This window comes from Pseudomonas lundensis (assembly GCF_002269125.1).
GTDB classification, from domain to species: Bacteria; Pseudomonadota; Gammaproteobacteria; order Pseudomonadales; family Pseudomonadaceae; genus Aquipseudomonas; species Aquipseudomonas lundensis_A.
The window spans coordinates 18,460-37,707 of the sequence record NZ_NQKI01000025.1 but is presented as its reverse complement, the minus strand read 5'-3'; the positions used below and the strand labels follow the sequence as shown (position 1 = coordinate 37,707).

At 58.0% G+C, this 19,248-nt stretch carries 16 protein-coding genes; 13 read left to right on the top strand and 3 right to left on the bottom strand.

The genetic code is table 11. From position 1 onward, the window contains the following. Positions 1-21 precede the first annotated feature (21 nt). Both CJF39_RS15630 and edd read right to left on the bottom strand, forming a co-directional pair. Positions 22-978, bottom strand: a complete 957-nt coding sequence (locus CJF39_RS15630; protein ID WP_094994227.1) for a glucokinase — start codon at positions 976-978, stop codon at positions 22-24. Continuing rightward, on the bottom strand, positions 975-2,801 hold the full coding sequence (gene edd / locus CJF39_RS15625; protein WP_094994226.1) for a phosphogluconate dehydratase: 1,827 nt from the start codon (positions 2,799-2,801) through the stop codon (positions 975-977). Before edd ends, CJF39_RS15630 begins: the two co-directional genes overlap by 4 nt. 207 nt (positions 2,802-3,008) lie before the next feature. On the opposite strand from edd, the gene gap reads away from it, so the two are divergent. The 7 genes from gap (at position 3,009) to CJF39_RS15590 (ending at position 10,090) form a co-directional block, all read left to right on the top strand. Then, a complete protein-coding gene (gap, locus tag CJF39_RS15620; RefSeq protein ID WP_094994225.1) occupies positions 3,009-4,010 on the top strand; it encodes a type I glyceraldehyde-3-phosphate dehydrogenase in 1,002 nt (333 codons plus the stop codon). A 4-nt stretch (positions 4,011-4,014) separates the two neighbouring features. After that, positions 4,015-4,479 (top strand): methylglyoxal synthase, encoded by a 465-nt coding sequence (locus CJF39_RS15615; RefSeq protein WP_094994224.1) that lies wholly within the window; start codon positions 4,015-4,017, stop codon positions 4,477-4,479. A 116-nt stretch (positions 4,480-4,595) separates the two neighbouring features. Further along, positions 4,596-5,114, top strand: a complete 519-nt coding sequence (locus CJF39_RS15610; RefSeq protein ID WP_094994223.1) for an RNA polymerase sigma factor — start codon at positions 4,596-4,598, stop codon at positions 5,112-5,114. A gap of 167 nt (positions 5,115-5,281) precedes the next feature. Next, positions 5,282-6,187, top strand: a complete 906-nt coding sequence (locus tag CJF39_RS15605; RefSeq protein ID WP_094994265.1) for a FecR family protein — start codon at positions 5,282-5,284, stop codon at positions 6,185-6,187. A 118-nt stretch (positions 6,188-6,305) separates the two neighbouring features. Next, positions 6,306-8,909, top strand: a complete 2,604-nt coding sequence (locus CJF39_RS15600; protein ID WP_094994222.1) for a TonB-dependent receptor — start codon at positions 6,306-6,308, stop codon at positions 8,907-8,909. A gap of 112 nt (positions 8,910-9,021) precedes the next feature. Next, positions 9,022-9,630, top strand: a complete 609-nt coding sequence (locus tag CJF39_RS15595; protein WP_094994221.1) for a biliverdin-producing heme oxygenase — start codon at positions 9,022-9,024, stop codon at positions 9,628-9,630. 58 nt (positions 9,631-9,688) lie between these two features. Continuing rightward, positions 9,689-10,090, top strand: coding sequence for a YbaN family protein (locus tag CJF39_RS15590; RefSeq protein WP_094994220.1), 402 nt, complete (start codon positions 9,689-9,691; stop codon positions 10,088-10,090). 49 nt (positions 10,091-10,139) lie between these two features. Here the strand turns inward: CJF39_RS15590 and arcD (CJF39_RS15585) are convergent, their stop codons facing one another. Then, on the bottom strand, positions 10,140-11,567 hold the full coding sequence (gene arcD / locus CJF39_RS15585; protein WP_094994219.1) for an arginine-ornithine antiporter: 1,428 nt from the start codon (positions 11,565-11,567) through the stop codon (positions 10,140-10,142). Positions 11,568-12,024: 457 nt separating this feature from the next. On the opposite strand from arcD (CJF39_RS15585), the gene arcD (CJF39_RS15580) reads away from it, so the two are divergent. The 6 genes from arcD (CJF39_RS15580) (at position 12,025) to CJF39_RS15550 (ending at position 18,931) form a co-directional block, all read left to right on the top strand. Continuing rightward, positions 12,025-13,452 carry an arginine-ornithine antiporter gene (gene arcD, locus CJF39_RS15580; protein WP_094994218.1) on the top strand — a complete coding sequence of 476 codons (1,428 nt, stop codon included), beginning with the start codon at positions 12,025-12,027 and terminating at the stop codon, positions 13,450-13,452. Between the two features lie 33 nt (positions 13,453-13,485). Further along, positions 13,486-14,742, top strand: coding sequence for an arginine deiminase (arcA, locus tag CJF39_RS15575; RefSeq protein WP_094994217.1), 1,257 nt, complete (start codon positions 13,486-13,488; stop codon positions 14,740-14,742). A 75-nt stretch (positions 14,743-14,817) separates the two neighbouring features. Further along, entirely contained in the window at positions 14,818-15,828 is a 1,011-nt protein-coding gene (locus CJF39_RS15570) for an ornithine carbamoyltransferase (RefSeq protein ID WP_070412605.1), read from the top strand. 84 nt (positions 15,829-15,912) lie between these two features. Further along, positions 15,913-16,842: a carbamate kinase gene (gene arcC / locus CJF39_RS15565; RefSeq protein WP_070412606.1), complete on the top strand. Its 930-nt coding sequence runs from the start codon at positions 15,913-15,915 to the stop codon at positions 16,840-16,842. 55 nt (positions 16,843-16,897) lie between these two features. After that, positions 16,898-17,257 carry a DUF5064 family protein gene (locus CJF39_RS15560; RefSeq protein WP_094994216.1) on the top strand — a complete coding sequence of 120 codons (360 nt, stop codon included), beginning with the start codon at positions 16,898-16,900 and terminating at the stop codon, positions 17,255-17,257. A gap of 165 nt (positions 17,258-17,422) precedes the next feature. Further along, on the top strand, positions 17,423-18,931 hold the full coding sequence (locus CJF39_RS15550; RefSeq protein ID WP_094994214.1) for a sigma-54-dependent transcriptional regulator: 1,509 nt from the start codon (positions 17,423-17,425) through the stop codon (positions 18,929-18,931). Positions 18,932-19,248 lie beyond the last annotated feature (317 nt).

Sequence of the window (19,248 nt, the reverse complement as noted above, 5' to 3'; positions counted from 1 at the left end):
TGTGAGTCCGGGGTTCCGCGGTCAGGCGAACGCTTGTTGCAGTGCTACGCCCGCCCCCATCAACCCCGGATACGGCGCCGTCACCAGCCACACCGGTATGCCCTTGAGGTAGTCGCTCATGCAACCCTTATCAGCAAAGCTGTGGGCGAAACCGCTGGCCAGAAAAAGATCGGCGAAACGTGGCACTACGCCACCGACAATGTACACCCCACCCCGTCCGCCCAGCGTCAGGACATTATTGCCCGCCACCCGACCCAGCCAGCAACTGAAATGCTCGATCACTTGCAAAGCAATCGGATCACCTGCCAAAGCTGCAGCGGTGATCGCCCGGTCGGTGTCCAGCACCGGCGTATGGCCATCAACGGCGCAGATGGCACGGTAGACACGCGGCAGTCCGCTGCCACTCAACACAGATTCGGCGCTGACATGGCCGATTTCGTTATAAATGTGCTGCCACAACTGGACTTCACGCGGGGTACTCATCGGCAAGTCGACATGCCCCCCCTCCCCCGGTAAAGCCCTCCACTGCGCTTCGCCCAGATTCAACAGCGTGCCAACGCCAAGCCCGGTGCCGGGCCCGATCACCACCGCAGGTCGCGTGGGTTCTGCCAGACCGGCACACACCTGGCGCACGTCGCCGGGTTGCAAGCGCGTCATGCCCAGCGCCATGGCACTGAAATCATTGATTAGCAGCAGGTTGTCCACTTGTAAGGTCTGACAAAACGCCGAACGGCTCAGGCGCCAGTGATTATTGGTAAAGCGGAATTCATCGCCGCTGACCGGTCCGGCCACCGACAGACAAACCGCACCTACCGCGCCCAACGGTAAGTCCAGGCCTTGCAGGTAGAGCGCGATGGCGTCTTCCGGGCATGCAAAGTCGGCGGTGGCCAGCACGCTGATAGCGCGCAATTGATCGTTTTCCCACAACGCAAACCGCGCATTGGTGCCGCCGATGTCACCGACCAAAGCAAGCTTCATTTAAGGTTTTCCAGAGACGAGGTAAAGGTACTGGCGCCCTGCTCGGCCGAACTGAAGGCCTGACGCATAAACGCAAACAACTCACGCCCGGTACCTACCGCGTCGCTCAGGGTGCCGATGGCCGGGGTGCGCGCGGCGAATTCTGCCTCATCCACCAACAGTTGCAACGTCCCTTTGACCCCGTCGACGCGAATCATGTCGCCATCCTGCACGCGGGCCAGCGGGCCGCCGACGGCGGCTTCGGGGCTGACGTGGATTGCCGCCGGGATTTTGCCCGAAGCGCCCGACATGCGTCCGTCCGTAATCAACGCGACTTTGAAACCGCGATCCTGCAATACCCCCAAAAAGGGCGTCATTTTGTGCAGTTCCGGCATGCCATTGGAGCGCGGTCCCTGAAAACGCATCACGGCGACAAAATCGTGTTCCAGCTCACCGGCTTTGAACGCATCCGCCAGTTGTTGCTGATCCTGAAACACCCGTGCCGGGGCTTCGACAAGTTGATGCTCGGGCGCCACGGCCGAGACTTTCATCACCCCACGGCCCAGGTTGCCTTCCATTACGCGCAAGCCGCCCTCTGCCGAAAAGGCACGCGCCACAGGGCGCAGGATGCTCTCATCAAGGCTTTCAATCGGGCCCTCACGCCATACCAGCTCACCGTCCACCAGGAACGGTTCACGGGTGTAACGGCTCAATCCCCGGCCAGCGACAGTGTTGACGTCTTCATGCAGCAAGCCGGCTTCCAGCAGCTCGCGAATCAGGAACGCCATGCCCCCCGCAGCCTGGAAGTGGTTAATGTCGGCCTTGCCGTTGGGATAGACGTGGGACAAGGTAGGCACCACCTCGGAGAGGTCCGCCATGTCTTGCCAGGTCAGTTGAATACCTGCGGCCTGTGCGATGGCGGGCATATGCAACGTGTGGTTGGTGGAGCCGCCGGTGGCATGCAGCGCCACAATCGAATTGACCAGCGAGCGCTCATCCACAATCTCGCCCAACGGCATGAAGTTGCCGCTTTGCTTGGTCAGACGGGTGACTTGATGCGCGGCCTCGCGTGTCAGCGCATCGCGCAATGGTGTGTAGGGATTGACGAACGAGGCACCCGGCAAATGCAGTCCCATCACTTCCATCAACAGCTGATTGGTGTTGGCGGTGCCATAGAACGTGCACGTGCCGGGGCTGTGGTAAGACTTCATCTCCGACTCCAACAGCTCTTCGCGGCTGGCTTTGCCTTCGGCGTAGCGCTGGCGCACGTCGGCTTTTTCCTTGTTGGAAATGCCTGATGGCATCGGCCCGCCCGGCACAAAGATCGTCGGCAGATGACCGAAACGCAGGGCGCCCATCATCAAGCCCGGCACGATCTTGTCGCAAATGCCCAGCATCAGCGCGGCGTCGAACATGTTGTGGGACAGCGCGACCGCCGTCGACAGGGCGATCACTTCGCGGCTCAGCAGGCTCAGCTCCATGCCCGCCTCACCTTGGGTCACGCCATCGCACATCGCCGGGGTTCCGCCGGCGAATTGACCCACAGAGCCCATTTCACGCAGGGCCTTTTTGATTTGTTCGGGAAAGTGTTCGTACGGCTGATGCGCCGACAGCATGTCGTTATATGACGAAACAATCGCCACATTGGCGGCGTTCATCAAGCGCAGGTTGTTTTTATCTTCCGTGCCACATCCGGCCACGCCATGGGCGAAATTGGCACATTGCAGCTTGCCGCGTTGCGGGCCGTCACTGGCGGCGCCGCGAATGAGTGTCAGGTATGCCTCACGGGTTGCTCGACTGCGGGCAATAAGACGCTCGGTGACTTCAAGAACGCGGGGATGCATGTGTTGAACTCCAGGCTAACGGATGTGGCGACCTGTGCGTGTCCTATGCTGATCGAGGGGCCAGACACGCACTTCGATCATTTGGACCCGTTGATTCAGGTCACTCGTTGTAGATAAAACAAAATATTGCCACCAAAATGGCTTGTTTTCTATTTCTATGCGAATAATCTTGTAATTCCAACAACAAATCGATGGCAGGCGCTTTCCATGACTCTACGAATCGCAATCAATGGTTTTGGCCGGATCGGCCGCAACGTCCTGCGCGCACTGTATACCCAAGGCTACCGTCAGGACCTGCAGATCGTCGCCATCAACGATCTGGGTGACAGCGCAATCAACGCCCACCTGCTCAAGTACGACACCGTTCACGGTACTTTCGATGCCACCGTTGAACACGATCAGGAAAGCCTGACAGTCAATGGCGACCGCATTGCCGTCACTGCCATTCGTAACCCGGCTGAACTGCCGTGGGCTGCCTTGAAGATCGACGTGGTGTTCGAATGTACCGGTTTGTTCACCGAACGCAGCAAAGCTCAAGCACATATTAGCGCTGGCGCGCGCAAGGTCATCATCTCCGCACCGGGCAAAAACGCTGATGCGACCGTGGTGTATGGCGTGAACCACGACATCCTGCGCCAATCGCATCAAATTATTTCCAGTGCTTCCTGTACCACTAACTGCCTGGCGCCGGTCGCACACATCTTGCACCGCGAACTGGGCATCGAAAACGGCTTGATGACCACCATCCACGCCTACACCAATGACCAGAACCTGACCGACGTTTACCACAGCGACCCCTACCGCGCGCGCTCGGCCACGCAGAACATGATCCCGAGTAAAACCGGGGCCGCTGAAGCGGTGGGCCTGGTACTGCCGGAACTGGCGGGCAAATTGACCGGCATGGCGGTACGCGTCCCGGTAATCAACGTGTCGCTGGTTGACCTGACCGTTGAGCTCAAGCGCGAAACCACGGCCGCTGAAGTCAACGCACTGTTTAAGGAGGCCAGCCAGCATTCCAAAGTGTTGGGCTATAACAGCCTGCCACTGGTATCGAGCGATTTTAACCACAACCCGCTGTCGTCGATTTTCGATGCCAACCACACCAAGGTCAGCGGCAAAATGCTCAAAGTGCTGGCGTGGTACGACAACGAATGGGGCTTCTCCAACCGCATGCTCGATAACTGCCTGGCGCTGTGCAACGCGGAGTGACGCGATGATCGGTATCAGCTTTACGACGGCCACCCTGGCGGCGCGCAAGCGTATCGCCCTGGTGGCTCACGATCACTGCAAAGGGTTTCTGCTGGAGTGGGCTGAACGCCACAAGGCCACCCTCAGCCAGCATGACCTGTGCGCCACCGGCACCACCGGTCTGCTGCTGAGCCAGCACCTTGGGCTGCCGATCGAAAGCATGATCAGCGGCCCGTTGGGCGGGGATCAGCAAGTGGGCGCACGCATCGCCGAGCAACGGGTCGACATGCTGGTGTTCTTCTGGGACCCTTTCGAGCCGCAGCCCCATGATCCGGATATCAAGGCCCTGTTGCGGGTCGCAGCAGTCTGGAACATCCCCGTGGCGTGCAATGAATGCAGCGCGGATTACCTGCTCAGCAGCCCGCTCATGAGCCAGCCCCACGATCACCGGATCCCTGATTACGCTGCGTATTTAAAGGGACGTGTGTAAACCCGCAGCGCTGCTGGCGTTATTGGCCGCTTAAACGGCCGGTAACAAAAACAGCGCTTGACCCAGCCCATAGATGATAAGCATTATCATTCGCTAATATCTGGTCTGGTAGTGCTGTGAGTCAGTCCCACTTCAATCACGTCTTCCTGACGCAACGGGTGATCCTGTTGCGCACCTTGCAGCGCATGGTCAACAACCCGAGTACCGCTGAGGACCTGTTGCACGAGACTTACCTGCGCGTCACCCGCGCGTTGAACGAACGCACGGTCGAGCATCTTGAGCCGTTTGTGTTCCAGACCGCACGCAACCTGGCACTCGACCACCTGCGCTCGCGGCGCATTCAGTCGCGTACGGTGCTCGAAGACGTGCCCACCGACGTCATCGAAGGCGTCCCTTCCTCTCTCAGCACCCCCGAAGAAGCCCATCAAGCCGCACAACTACTGGAGCGTTTGAGTGTGAGCCTTAGCCAGCTAAGCGCACGCCAGCAGCGGATTTTCATACTCAGTCGCCTGCATGGTTGCAGTTACCAGGAGATCGCCCAGGCGCTTGAGGTGTCTCTGAGCACGGTTCAAAAGGAACTCAAACTGATCATGGCAATCTGTGTCGGGGTAGCCGATCGAATCAATCGGCCGTAATCTTGCCGGGACACACCCGTAAGAAAATTCCGATATGGCAGCTTTCACGCCATGGATTCCGAGACGTTGAACAACACTGTGCCTGAGACTGCCAAGGATCACCCGTGAAGGACACTCCACCCCCTGCCGTGCCGGAACTGGCGCAGGATGCTCTGCAAGACAGCGCCATGGATCAGGCGCTGGACTGGCTGATCACCCTGGAGTGTGCCGACGCGTCCGAAAAAGCAGCGTTCCAAATGTGGCTCAAGGCAGATCCGGCCCATGCCCAAGCGTTTGCCAAAGCCAATGCCGCATGGAACAGCCAGCCGCTGATTGAAGCGGCACGTACCCTGAACACCCGGCGTGCGCCTACGCTGTTGCGACGTATTGGCCGTCACTGGAAGCACGTGGCCACTGCCGCGGTACTGGTCATTGCTGTGGGCAGTTACAGCAATGTGCCATTGCGCTTGCAGGCCGATCACTTGACCGTGGTGGGCGAGCGCCAGCACCTGGAGCTGGAAGACGGTTCAAAAGTGTTGCTCAACACCAATTCGGCGTTCTCCAGCGACAGGATCAATGCGCAAAGTAATGCGCGGTTGTATCAGGGCGAAGCATTTTTCGAGGTGCCAGCCAATCTTGAACGCCCGCTGGTTCTCGATGCCGGGCCGGTGCGCGTCAGCGTGCGCGACACTGCTTTCGCCGTCAGCTACCTCAACGGGCAGGCTCAAGTACGCGTACAACGGGGTGATGTCGATTTACGCATGAACAGCATTGGCACGCAGATGCGGTTGTCTGCCGGTAACAGTGTGAGTATCGGCCCCAATGGTTTTGGCCAACCGGTCAAGCTCAATCAGCAAACCGATCTGGCGTGGGTTCAGGGACGACTGGTGTTTGAAAATTGCCCCATGAGCAAAGTGCTGGATGAAGTGCGGCGCTATTACCCCGGCTGGATCGTCAACAATAACGAGCAACTGGCCAGCGTCGCAGTGACAGGCAATTACCGTCTGGACCAGCCTCTGGACATCGTCCGCTCCCTCGCCCACATCACCTCGTCCAGCCTCTCCGAATTCCCGGCACTGGTTATTTTCAACTGAATACAGTTTTTTTTACGCGATAGCCCAAGGTCATACGTCTCGTTTTAGTCAATGCAACTGATTCGCATTTTGAGTCAGCTTCGCAACTATAAGAGTCGTTCACCACGGAGCGCTATCAATGCCCACACGTTTCAACAGCCGGTCTTCATCCAAGGGTCGCACCCGCCCTACGCACTCGCGTACTTTGTCGTTGTTGACCGTCGCCCTGCTGATGGCTGGCGTACATGCCGTTCCGGCAATAGCTGCGACCGATACGCCATCTGAAAGCCGCGCTGTGGGCAATTATAAATTTGCGATTTCCCAGCAACCGCTGGTGGCTGCGCTCAACGACTTTACGGCGGTCACTGGCTGGCAAGTCGGTTTGCCGGCAGAGCTGGGGCAGAACGTTTCTTCCCCGGGTGTACGCGGGTCTCTGCCAGCAGAAAAAGCCCTGGACCGTCTGTTGATCGGCACCAATTTGGGCTATCGCAAACTGGGCGGCAATAACATCGTCCTCGAAAAACGCGCCCCCGGCAGCGGCACCCTCGCCTTGCAGCAAGTGACCATCAGCGCCACGCGCCAGGCGCAAGACGTCATCAGCGTGCCCAGCACCGTGACCGTGCATGACCGCGAAGAACTCGACCGTCAGAACGTCAACACCATCAAGGAACTGGTGCGCTATGAACCGGGCGTGTCCGTGGGCGGAGGCGGCCTGCGCGGAGGCATCAGCGGTTACAACATTCGCGGCATCGACGGTGACCGGATTCTGACGCAGGTCGATGGCGTTGAAATCCCCAACTCGTTCTTCAACGGCCCGTTCGCTAAAACCCAGCGTAATTACGTCGACCCGGAGATCGTCAAGCGTGTTGAAATTCTGCGCGGCCCGGCCTCGGTGCTGTACGGCAGCAATGCCATCGGCGGCGCGGTGAGCTACTTCACCCTCAACCCGGACGACATCATCAAACCGGGTCAGGATGCAGGCGCACGCCTGAAGACCGGTTACAGCTCGGCCGACCGCAGCTGGCTCAAGTCCGCCACCGTGGCAGGCCGTGCCGACCAGTTCGACGGTTTGCTGCATGTGAGCCGCCGGGACGGCCACGAAACCGAATCCTATGGCAACCACGGCGGCACCGGCCTGAACCGCACTGCGGCCAACCCTGAAGACGTGAACACCACCAACGTCTTGGCCAAGGCTGGCTGGAACTACAACGATGACGACCGCCTGGCGTTTACTTACGAAAACTACCGGGACGAACGCGACATCAACTTGAAAAGCGTGGTCGGTGGCCCGTTTAACTACGGCGTACCGATGGGCATGTACAAGTCGCGCAACGGCACTGACACCGTCACCCGCGAGCGTTTTGGCCTTGAGAACACCTTCGCGCTGGACAGCCTGCTAGCTGACCACGGCAAGCTGAGCCTGAACTATCAAGTGGCCAAGACCGACCAGAGCACCGAAGAGCGCTACTTCCCGTTTAGTCGCGACGTGTACCGCACCCGCGACACCCGCTATAAAGAGCAGCAATGGGTGTTCGATGCACAGTTCGACAAAGCCTTCGCGGTCGGCCCGACCGACCATTTGCTGACCTACGGCACCACTGTCAAACACGACAAAGTCACCGGCTCGCGTTCCGGCAGCGCGGTGTGCCTTGCTGTCGGGAGGAACTGCGCAGCAGTGGGCGCGCTGAGCACGGCCAAAGGCGATGTGTTCGCCAAAGTCAGCGACTTCCCGGACCCGACCATCGACACCTACAGCCTGTTTGCACAGGATGAAATCAGTTGGAACCAATGGACGTTCATGCCCGGCGTACGCTACGACTACACGCGCCTCAAGCCCAAAATCACCCAGGAGTTCCTGAACGCAGTAAACCCGGATGGCAAGTACTCTGTCAGCGACCCTGAAAAAACCTGGCATCGCCTTTCGCCAAAACTGGGCGTGACCTACGCGTTCAACGACCACTACACCTGGTTCGGCCAATACTCCGAAGGCTTCCGCACGCCAACCGCCAAAGCGCTGTATGGCCGTTTCGAAAACCTGCAGGAAGGCTACGTCGTCGAGCCCAACCCGAACCTTGAACCGGAAAAAAGCAAAAGCTACGAAACCGGCCTGCGCGGCAATTTCGACGAAGGCTCGTTTGACCTGGCTGTGTTCTACAACAAATACCGCGACTTCATCGATGAAGACAACGTCACTCCCGGCTATGACCTGAACAGCTTCCAGAGCCGCAATATCAAGCACGCCACCATCAAGGGCATCGAACTCAAAGGCCAGTTGCAACTGGACGCCTTCGGTGCACCGCGTGGTCTGTACACCAAAGGTTCGATTGCTTACGCCTATGGCCGCAACGACGACAACGGCCAGCCGCTCAACAGCGTCAACCCACTGACCGGTGTGTTTGGCCTCGGGTATGACCGCGACAACTACGGCGGCCTGGTGAGCTGGACGCTGGTCAAGAAAAAAGACCGCATCGACGACACGGCCTTCAAGGCGCCAGACATTCAGGGCAAGCGATTCGAAACCCCGGGGTTCGGGATTGTGGACGTGAGCGCCTACTACAAAGTGACCCGTGACGTGACCGTCAGCGCAGGCGTGTACAACCTGACCAACAAGAAATACTGGCTGTGGGATGACGTACGCAGCTACGACGGGGTGGGTGAAGCGTCCACCGTGAACCCGGCCAACCTCGATCGCCTGACTCAGCCGGGCCGCAACTTCGCGATCAACCTGGCCTGGGACATCTGAGCCAGCCTCCTCACTGCGCGGTGTTTTTCACTGAGCAGTGAGGATTTTTTACTGTCACGCGTCTTCTTGTTCGTCTAGTTACCAAGCGCATCTCATTCTCAAGGACATCTTCATGACCTCCCAAGACACTGCACAGCGTCCTGCCCTGCGTTCACAACGCCTGAACCAGATCACCAACGAGCCTCATCAAAAACTCGACGCGCTGGTCAAGGCCCACAAGCCCTTTGAGACACGGGAAAACTTTGCCCGTTTTGTAGTGGCTCAATACCTCTTTCAATCAGAGCTGCAAGCGCTGTACACCGACCCGGCCCTCCAAGAAATCGTCCCGGACTTGCCTGCACGGTGCCGCGCAGAGCAAGCCAAAGCTGACCTCGCTGACCTCAACACAGACGTCCCGGCCCCTGTCGCGGGCGCGGTGAACGCGCCAAGCAAGGCACAAGCACTGGGCTGGCTCTTTGTATCGGAAGGTTCCAAGCTGGGCGCCGCCTTCCTGATCAAACGTGCCGTGGCACTGGAACTGAGCGAAACCTTCGGCGCCCGTCACCTGGGCGAGCCAGCCGGTGGCCGCGCCGAAGGCTGGAAAAGCTTCGTCAAAACCCTTGATAGCCTGCAACTGAGCGCCGAAGAAGAGGCCGATCTAGACCAAGGTGCAGTAGCCGCTTTCGAGCGTTTCACCGTATTACTGGAACACGCCTACGCTGCTCAGCCAGAACTGGCTTAAGCTAGACCCGCTCGGTCGGCGCGCGCTGGCCGAGCACTCTTTTTTGCGTCTTGAGCTTATGACCCGCCAAACTCAATCCCCGTCGAAAATAGCCCAAATCCTCTTCGGCTTGCTGGCCTACGTCAGTCTGGGTATCGGATTGGTCGCCATTGTGGTGCCGGGGCTGCCGACCACCGAATTCATATTACTGGCGGCCTGGGCCGCAACCAAAAGCTCGCCGCGGCTAAGTGCCTGGCTGGAAAACCACCGCCTGTTCGGCCCGATCCTGAGCAATTGGCGCAATGGGAAAATCATTCAACGCAAAGCCAAAGTCAGCGCCACCCTCAGCATGCTGATCTGCGCGGGGTTGATGCTGTATGTGCTTGAGCATCAATGGCCGTTGTTTCTGGCCATTGCCGGCATGGGCCTGGGCAATGCGTGGATTTGGTCCCGGCCGGAACGTTTACCCCCAGCGTTGTAGAAGGCTGCTCCACAGGTTCAGCCCCGCACGGGCCAAGGCTTTATCTTTCTTACAACGTCAACACACTGCCATAGAGCCCATAAGCCGCCGCCAGCGCAGCCACCACCACAGCACCGAATATCGCCCGCTCTGCCGCCACAAACAGCGGCTCACCCTGTTCGTGCTTGGCCTTGGCAAAGAAAAACACCCCGGGCGCGTACAGCAACGCCGAGAGCAGCAAGTACTTGGGCCCCGCCGCATACAGCAACCACATGGCGTAAACCAGGGCGATCAACCCCACCAACAGGTCTTTGAACCGCGAGCGGCTGGCGTGCGAGTAGGTTTCGCCCTTGATGCACAACAACACCGAATAAGCCGCCGACCACAGGTAAGGCACCAGAATCATCGACGACGCCAGGTAGATCAGGCTGGTGTAAGTCCCTTTGGACACGAGGGTGATGAGCAGGAATATCTGGATCATGCTGTTGGTCAGCCACAGCGCGTTGACCGGTACATGGTTGGCGTTTTCCTTTTTCAGGAAAGCCGGCATGGTGTTGTCCTTGGCCGTAGCAAACAGGATCTCGGCGCATAACAACGCCCACGACAGCAGCGCACCCAGCAACGAGATGGCCAGCCCGATACTGATCAAGATCGCGCCCCACTCCCCCACCACATGTTTCAGCACGCCAGCCATGGACGGGTTTTGCAGTTTGGCCAGCTCCGGCTGAGTCATGATCCCCAGCGACAGCACATTCACCAGCACCAGCAGCGCCAGCACTCCCAGAAAGCCGATTACCGTGGCTTTGCCCACGTCGGAGCGTTTTTCGGCGCGTCCCGAATACACACTGGCGCCTTCGATGCCGATAAACACAAACACCGTCACCAGCATCATGTTGCGCACCTGGTCCATCACGCTGCCAAGGCTGGGGGTTTCGGTCCCCCAGAAATCCAGGGTGAAAATGTCGGCCTTGAACGCCACGCCAGTCAACACGATGAACATCACAATCGGGACGATTTTCGCGATGGTGGTCAACTGGTTGATGAACGCGGCTTCCTTGATGCCGCGCAGCACCAGAAAGTGCACCCCCCACAGCAACAGCGAGGCGCAGCCAATGGCTACGGGGGTGTTGCCCTGCCCGAACATTGGCACGAAATACCCTAACGTACTGAACAAGAGTACGAAGTAACCGACGTTACCCATCCACGCACTGATCCAGTAACCCCAGGCTGACGAAAAGCCCATGTAATCGCCAAAACCAGCCTTGGCATAGGCGTAGACACCCGAGTCGAGTTCCGGCTTGCGGTTGGCCAGGGTCTGAAACACGAACGCCAATGCCAGCATGCCGACGGCGGTGATTGCCCATCCGATCAACACGGCCCCGCCCGCTGCCCGTTCGGCAATGTTTTGCGGCAGGGAAAAAATACCGCCGCCAATCATTGAACCGACGACTAACGCGATCAGAGCATTGAGCCGAAGCTTCTGGGTTTGTTGCGTCATCGCCACCTCTTTATACGGTCTTGGACATTTTTTGATACACAGGCCACAGGCTACAGATGTTCACTGACTAAATATATGCACCGGTTAAACGTCTATTAGTACCGCGCAATAAGCCCCCTCTTTTTAATCGCAAGAATGTCTATTGAAACCTCAAAAATTCACCTTATGTACATCACGGTTTAATTTCATGCCGCGGCTCATGAAACATGAAAGTGACATTTGCAAAATTGAAAATAGTGACTAGCTTCAATCTCCACGACCCCGCGGCAAGTTGCGTATTAAAACCCTTTAAGTCCTCTGGAGTGGGCCTTTCGGGAAGCGTCAAAATAATACGTGATTGCGACCTTTCCCCGCTTCTAACAATGGAATGTAGTAATGCCCTGATCTAAGTCAAATGGCTGAAATACCAACGGAATTAACGTAAGGCCTCACTTCTCCTAGATTGGAGTCAACACAAATGTCTGATACTCCCGGAAAACTACGATTGGGTGCGTTGGTTGCTCTGGTAGTCGGCTCAATGATTGGCGGCGGTATTTTTTCGCTGCCACAAAACATGGCAGCAAGTGCCGATGTTGGAGCCGTTCTTATTGGATGGGCAATCACCGCTGTCGGTATGCTGACCCTCGCTTTTGTCTTCCAGACCCTGGCCAACCGCAAACCCGACCTCGACGGTGGCGTCTACGCCTACGCCAAGGCCGGTTTTGGCGATTACATGGGTTTCTCGTCAGCCTGGGGTTACTGGATCAGTGCCTGGCTGGGCAACGTCGGTTATTTCGTGTTGCTGTTCAGCACCCTGGGGTATTTCTTCCCGATCTTTGGGGAAGGCAACACCCCGGCCGCGATCATCGGCGCGTCGGTCCTGCTATGGGCGGTTCACTTCCTCGTCCTGCGCGGTATCAAGGAAGCCGCGTTCATCAACCTGGTGACCACGGTTGCCAAGGTCGTGCCGCTGATCCTGTTCATTCTGATTGCCGTCTTCGCCTTCAAACTGGACATTTTCACCAGTGACATCTGGGGCCTGAAAAACCCGGATCTGGGCAGCGTGATGGACCAGGTGCGCAACATGATGCTGGTCACCGTGTGGGTGTTCATCGGTATCGAAGGCGCGAGCATCTTCTCTTCCCGTGCCGAGAAGCGTTCGGACGTGGGTAAAGCCACTGTGATCGGCTTCATCACCGTGCTGCTGTTGCTGGTGCTGGTGAACGTGCTGTCGCTCGGGATCATGACTCAGCCTGAACTGGCCAAACTGCAAAACCCTTCAATGGCGGCCGTGCTTGAGCATGTGGTCGGTCACTGGGGTGCAGTGCTGATCAGTGTCGGCTTGATCATCTCGCTGTTGGGTGCCCTGCTGTCGTGGGTCCTGCTGTGCGCGGAAATCATGTTCTCGGCCGCCAAGGACCACACCATGCCGGCCTTCCTGAAAAAGGAAAACGCCAACCATGTACCGGTCAATGCGTTGTGGCTGACCAACGCCATGGTGCAGCTGTTCCTGGTCATCACCCTGTTCTCGGCCAGTACTTACCTGTCGCTGATCTACCTGGCGACCTCAATGATCCTCGTGCCTTACCTCTGGTCAGCAGCGTATGGCCTGCTGCTGGCGGTGCGCGGCGAGACTTACGAGAACGCACTGGCTGAACGCAAGAAAGACCTGATCATCGGCGGTATCGCCCTGATCTATGCCGTGTGGCTGTTGTATGCCGGCGGCCTGAAATACCTGCTGCTCTCGGCCCTGCTGTACGCACCTGGCGCAATTTTCTTCGCCAAGGCTAAACGCGAGACAGGCCAACAAGTATTTACCAACATTGAAAAAGTGATTTTTGCTGCCGTGATCATCGGCGCCCTGGTGGCGGCCTATGGGCTCTATGACGGCTTCCTGACCCTGTAAGTCCCTGATTATGTACTTTGGAGGTTGACTGTAATGACCACAGAAAAAGTGAAATACGGCGTACATTCCGAAGCCGGCAAACTGCGTAAAGTGATGGTTTGCTCCCCTGGCCTGGCTCACCAGCGCCTGACACCCAGTAACTGCGACGAGCTGCTGTTTGATGACGTGTTGTGGGTCAATCAGGCCAAGCGCGACCACTTCGATTTTGTGACCAAGATGCGCGAGCGCGGCATCGATGTTCTGGAAATGCACAACCTGCTGACCGACATCGTGGCAATGCCTGAAGCACTGGACTGGATCCTCGATCACAAAGTGACGCCGGATCAGGTGGGTGTCGGCCTGGTGCACGAAGTCAAAGCCTGGATCAAAAGCCTGGAGCCCCGTAAAGCCGCTGAATACCTGATTGGCGGCGTATCGGCTGACGATCTGCCAGACAGCTTCGGTGGCAAAACCATCGAGATGTTCCGTGATTTCCTCGGCCACACCAGTTTTATCCTGCCACCGCTGCCAAACACTCAGTTCACCCGTGACACCACTTGCTGGATTTACGGTGGCGTGACGCTGAACCCGATGTACTGGCCTGCGCGTCGTCAGGAAACCCTGCTGACCACCGCGATCTACAAGTTCCACCCTGAGTTCACTAACGCTGACTTCCAGATCTGGTACGGCGACCCAACCGTGGACCATGGCAACTCAAGCCTGGAAGGCGGCGACGTCATGCCAATCGGCAAAGGCGTGGTACTGATCGGTATGGGCGAGCGGACATCGCGTCAGGCCATCGGCCAACTGGCGCAGAGCCTGTTCAAGAACAAAGCCGTGGAACGTGTGATCGTGGCCGGTATGCCTAAATCCCGCGCCGCGATGCACCTGGACACCGTGTTCAGCTTCTGCGACCGCGATCTGGTGACGATCTTCCCTGAAGTTGTGAACCAAATTGTCGCCTTCTCGCTGTACCCCGACGAGAGCAAACAGGGCGGCATCGACGTTCGACGTGAAGAAAGCAGCTTCCTGGATGTGGTCGCCAAAGCACTGGGCGTTAAAACCCTGCGTGTGGTTGAGACCGGCGGCAACTCCTTCGCGGCAGAACGCGAGCAGTGGGACGACGGCAACAACGTTGTAGCGCTGGAACCTGGTGTGGTGATCGGTTACGACCGCAACACCTACACCAACACCCTGCTGCGCAAGGCGGGCGTGGAAGTCATCACCATCAGCGCCTCTGAGCTGGGACGCGGCCGTGGCGGCGGTCACTGCATGACCTGCCCAATCATCCGCGACCCGATTGACTATTAATTCATCCCTTTGAATGCTTGCGCCAGCCCTTATCCGGGCGGCGCAAGCCGGTTACCAGAAACCCAGGAGATCCCCATGGCGTTTAACATGAAAAACCGCAGCCTGCTCAGCTTGGTGCACCACACCCAACGCGAACTGCACTATCTGCTGGACCTGTCCCGCGACCTGAAACGCGCCAAGTACACCGGCACGGAAGAGCCGCACCTCAAAGGCAAAAACATTGCGCTGATCTTTGAAAAAACCTCGACCCGTACCCGTTGCGCGTTCGAAGTGGCGGCCCACGATCAAGGCGCACACGTGACTTACATCGACCCGGTTTCCTCGCAGATCGGTCACAAAGAAAGCATGAAAGACACCGCCCGCGTTCTGGGTCGTATGTTCGATGCCATTGAATACCGTGGCTTTGCGCAGGAAATCGTTGAAGAGCTGGCCAAGTACGCTGGTGTACCGGTGTTCAACGGCCTGACCGCCGAATTCCACCCGACGCAAATGATCGCCGACGTGCTGACCATGCGCGAACACAGCGACAAGCCTCTGCACGATATCAGCTACGCCTACCTGGGCGACGCCCGGAACAACATGGGTAACTCGCTGCTGCTGATCGGCGCCAAATTGGGCATGGACGTGCGCATCGGCGCCCCTAAAGCCCTGTGGCCAGAAGAGTCGTTCGTCAAACAGTGCGAAGAGTTCGCCAAGGAAAGCGGTGCCAAAATCACCCTGACCGAAGACCCGAAAGCTGCCGTCAAAGGCGTGGACTTCATCCACACTGACGTTTGGGTCTCGATGGGCGAACCCGTTGAAGCCTGGAACGAGCGCATCAAATTGCTGCTGCCTTACCAAGTCAACATGGACCTGATCAAAGCCGCCGGTAACATCCGCGTGAAATTCATGCACTGCCTCCCAGCGTTCCACAACTGTGAAACCAAGGTCGGCAAGGACGTGGCAGAGCACCATCCAAACCTGAAGGACGGCATTGAAGTGACCGAAGAGGTGTTTGAGTCTCCTTACAACATTGCCTTCGAACAAGCCGAAAACCGCATGCACACCATTAAGGCAATCCTGGTCGCAGCCCTGGCTGATATCTAAGGACGTGCATGGCTGCCGGAGCGGGCTCGCCTGCTCCGGCACAACCCGGCTGTATGTGAACTTCCCTTCTATAAGGAATTACCTATGCGTATCGTCGTTGCACTGGGCGGTAACGCCCTCTTGCGTCGCGGTCAGCCCATGACTGCCGAGAATCAACGCGAAAACATCCGCACCGCTACTGCTCAAATTGCCCGTATTGCCCCCGGTAACGAATTGGTCGTCGCCCACGGCAACGGCCCGCAAGTGGGCCTGCTGTCGCTGCAAGCTGCCGCTTACACCGCCGTCAGCCCTTACCCGCTGGACGTGCTGGGCGCCGAAACCGAAGGCATGATCGGTTACATGATCGAGCAAGAACTGGGTAACCTGTTGCCGCAGGACGCGCCTTTTGCCACCTTGCTGACCCAGGTTGAAGTCGACCCCAAAGACCCGGCTTTCCAGAACCCGACCAAGCCCATCGGCCCGGTGTACAGCGAAGCCGAAGCCAAAAGCCTGGCGGCTGAAAAAGGCTGGAACATTGCCCCCGATGGCGACAAATTCCGCCGCGTGGTGCCAAGCCCTAAACCAAAACGCATCTTCGAAATCCGTCCGATCAAATGGCTGCTGGAGAAAGGCACCATTGTGATTTGCGCGGGCGGCGGCGGTATTCCGACCATGTACGGCGAAGACGGCAATCTCAAAGGCATCGAAGCGGTGATCGACAAGGATCTGGCCTCTTCCCTGCTGGCACAGCAACTGGACAGCGACTTGCTGGTCATTGCGACCGACGTCAATGCAGCCTTCATTGACTGGGGCAAACCGACCCAGAAGGGCATTGCCCAAGCGCACCCCGACGAGCTCGAAAAACTCGGCTTCGCCTCCGGTTCCATGGGGCCAAAAGTTGAAGCTGCCTGCGAATTCGCGCGTAAAACAGGCAAAACCGCTGTTATCGGTGCCCTGGCAGATATTGAGGCCATCGTGCAAGGCAAAGCCGGTACTCGCGTCAGCACTGAAAAATCTGGTATTACCTACTTCTGAACTGCGGGGCAGGCCTCAGGGTCTGCCCTTTTACCTTTGCTCAAGGAGTCACCCTATGGCCTCGTTCGAACCCGGTCACCTGCATATCCACCGCGAACCGCTGCAACCTGGCGATTTCGGGTATGACATCAAGATCGATTACCAGGTCGTTCAGGATCCCAAGGAAGGCAAGTCGATGCAGTTCGACATGCATGGTCAGATCAACGGAAAGGATTTCAAAGACTCATTCACGCTGCCCAAAGACGTGGCCTTCAATTTTGCCCACGATGCCTTTCAGATTGCCGTCAAACATGGCATTCCCAAGACCGCTGACATCCGTTCGATGCACGGTTACTACGACAAAATGTATTTGGACGTGATGGCCCAGCTCAATCACAAACCTGGCGATCCGATTAACCTCGATCATCTGGACTGATTCGCCCTGTACGCCACAGCCTGAACCGCTTCCCCCTCCCCTCGCACAGCAGCGCTGCGCGCGCCATCGAAGGCAGCGCCAGCCGCTACAGGACGTACCTCTTTGTCCTGCTGCCGCGCCCAAGGCATACTGGCCATCTTACGGCCAACAGTGTTCCCCGTTCTCATGCGTATCCATGTCAGCTTTATTGACCGCGTCGGTATTACCCAGGAAGTGCTGGCACTGCTGGGGGCACGCAACCTCAATCTCGATGCCGTGGAGATGGTCCCGCCCAACGTCTATATCGATGCCCCAACCTTAAGCCCGCACGTGCTCGATGAATTGCGCGAGGCACTGTTCCGGGTTCAGGGCGTGCAGTCGGTGATGGTGGTAGACATCCTTCCCGGTCAGCGACGGCATCTGCAACTCGATGCGCTGCTGGCCGCGATGACCGATCCGGTGTTGGCACTGGACAGCGAAGGCCATGTGTTGTTGGCCAATCCGGCGCTGGTCTCGCTCTATGGCCGCGAACCTGCTGGCCAAAGTATTGCCGAGTTGTTCACCGACCCCAGCTTGCTGACCGCCTTGCTGGAGAACGGCTTCCGCTTGCCCCTGCGCGAAGTCACGCTCAACGGCCATCCGCTGATGCTCGATGCCACGCCGATCACCGATGCGGGCGCCTTATTGACCCTCTATCAGCCCAGCCGTATTGGCGAGCGGCTGGCCGCGCTGCATCACGACCACGCCGAAGGCTTTGACGCGTTGCTGGGTGAGTCGCCCGCGATCCGAACCCTCAAGGCCCGGGCACAGCGCGTCGCGGTTTTGGATGCGCCATTGTTGATTCAGGGCGAAACCGGCACCGGCAAAGAACTGGTGGCCCGCGCTTGCCATGCCATCAGTGATCGCTTCAGCGCGCCGTTTCTGGCCCTGAACTGCGCGGCATTACCGGAAAACCTGGCCGAGAGCGAACTGTTTGGCTATGCCCCCGGCGCCTTTACCGGCGCACAACGCGGCGGTAAACCGGGCCTGATGGAACTGGCCAACAACGGCACCGTGTTCCTTGATGAAATCGCGGAAATGTCACCCTACCTCCAGGCCAAATTGCTGCGTTTTTTGAATGACGGCAGCTTTCGCCGTGTCGGCGGCGAACGGGAAGTGAAGGTCAATGTCCGCATCCTCAGCGCCACCCATCGCAACCTCGAAAAAATGGTCAACGAGGGCACGTTTCGCGAAGACCTGTTCTATCGCCTGAACGTGCTCAACATCGAAGTGCCACCCCTGCGCGAGCGCGGGCAGGACATCCTGTTGCTGGCCCGCACTTTTATGCAGCAGGCCTGCACTCAAATACAGCGCCCCGTATGTCGCCTGGCGCCGGGGACATACCCGGCGTTGCTCGGTAACCGCTGGCCAGGCAACGTTCGTCAGTTGCAAAACGTGATCTTCCGCGCCGCTGCCATATGCGAAAGCAGCGTGGTCGACATTGGCGACCTCGACATTGCCGGAACCTCCGTCGCGCGGCAAAGCGACGGGGACGTTGAAACCCTGGAACACGCCATTGAACGTTTTGAAAAAGCCTTGCTGGAGAAGCTATACGTCAGCTACCCCTCGACCCGCCAACTGGCCAGCCGCCTGCAAACCAGCCACACCGCCATCGCCCATCGATTGCGCAAATACGGGATCCCCGGTAAGGCGTGAAGGTTGCGATGTACTCATCGCACGCGCTGCCCGGGCAATGACAGCAGAGGCCACGGGACGTGGTTGACGACCGCGCCTGACTGTATTGATTTCACTCCACTGTAGCGAATTCGATACACACCAAGGATGACGCACTGCTGCAAGGCTTTGATCCACTTCGTTTTTTTAAACCCGCCCCCCGTGTAGCGATTTCGCTACAGCCTCACCGCGCCACGCACTTTTTCAATCACGCAACAGCTTGATAAATAACAACTTTTTAATAGTGGCAACTATCTTGCAAAGCAATCCTCAATGCGCTCGTCCATGCACGAGTACTT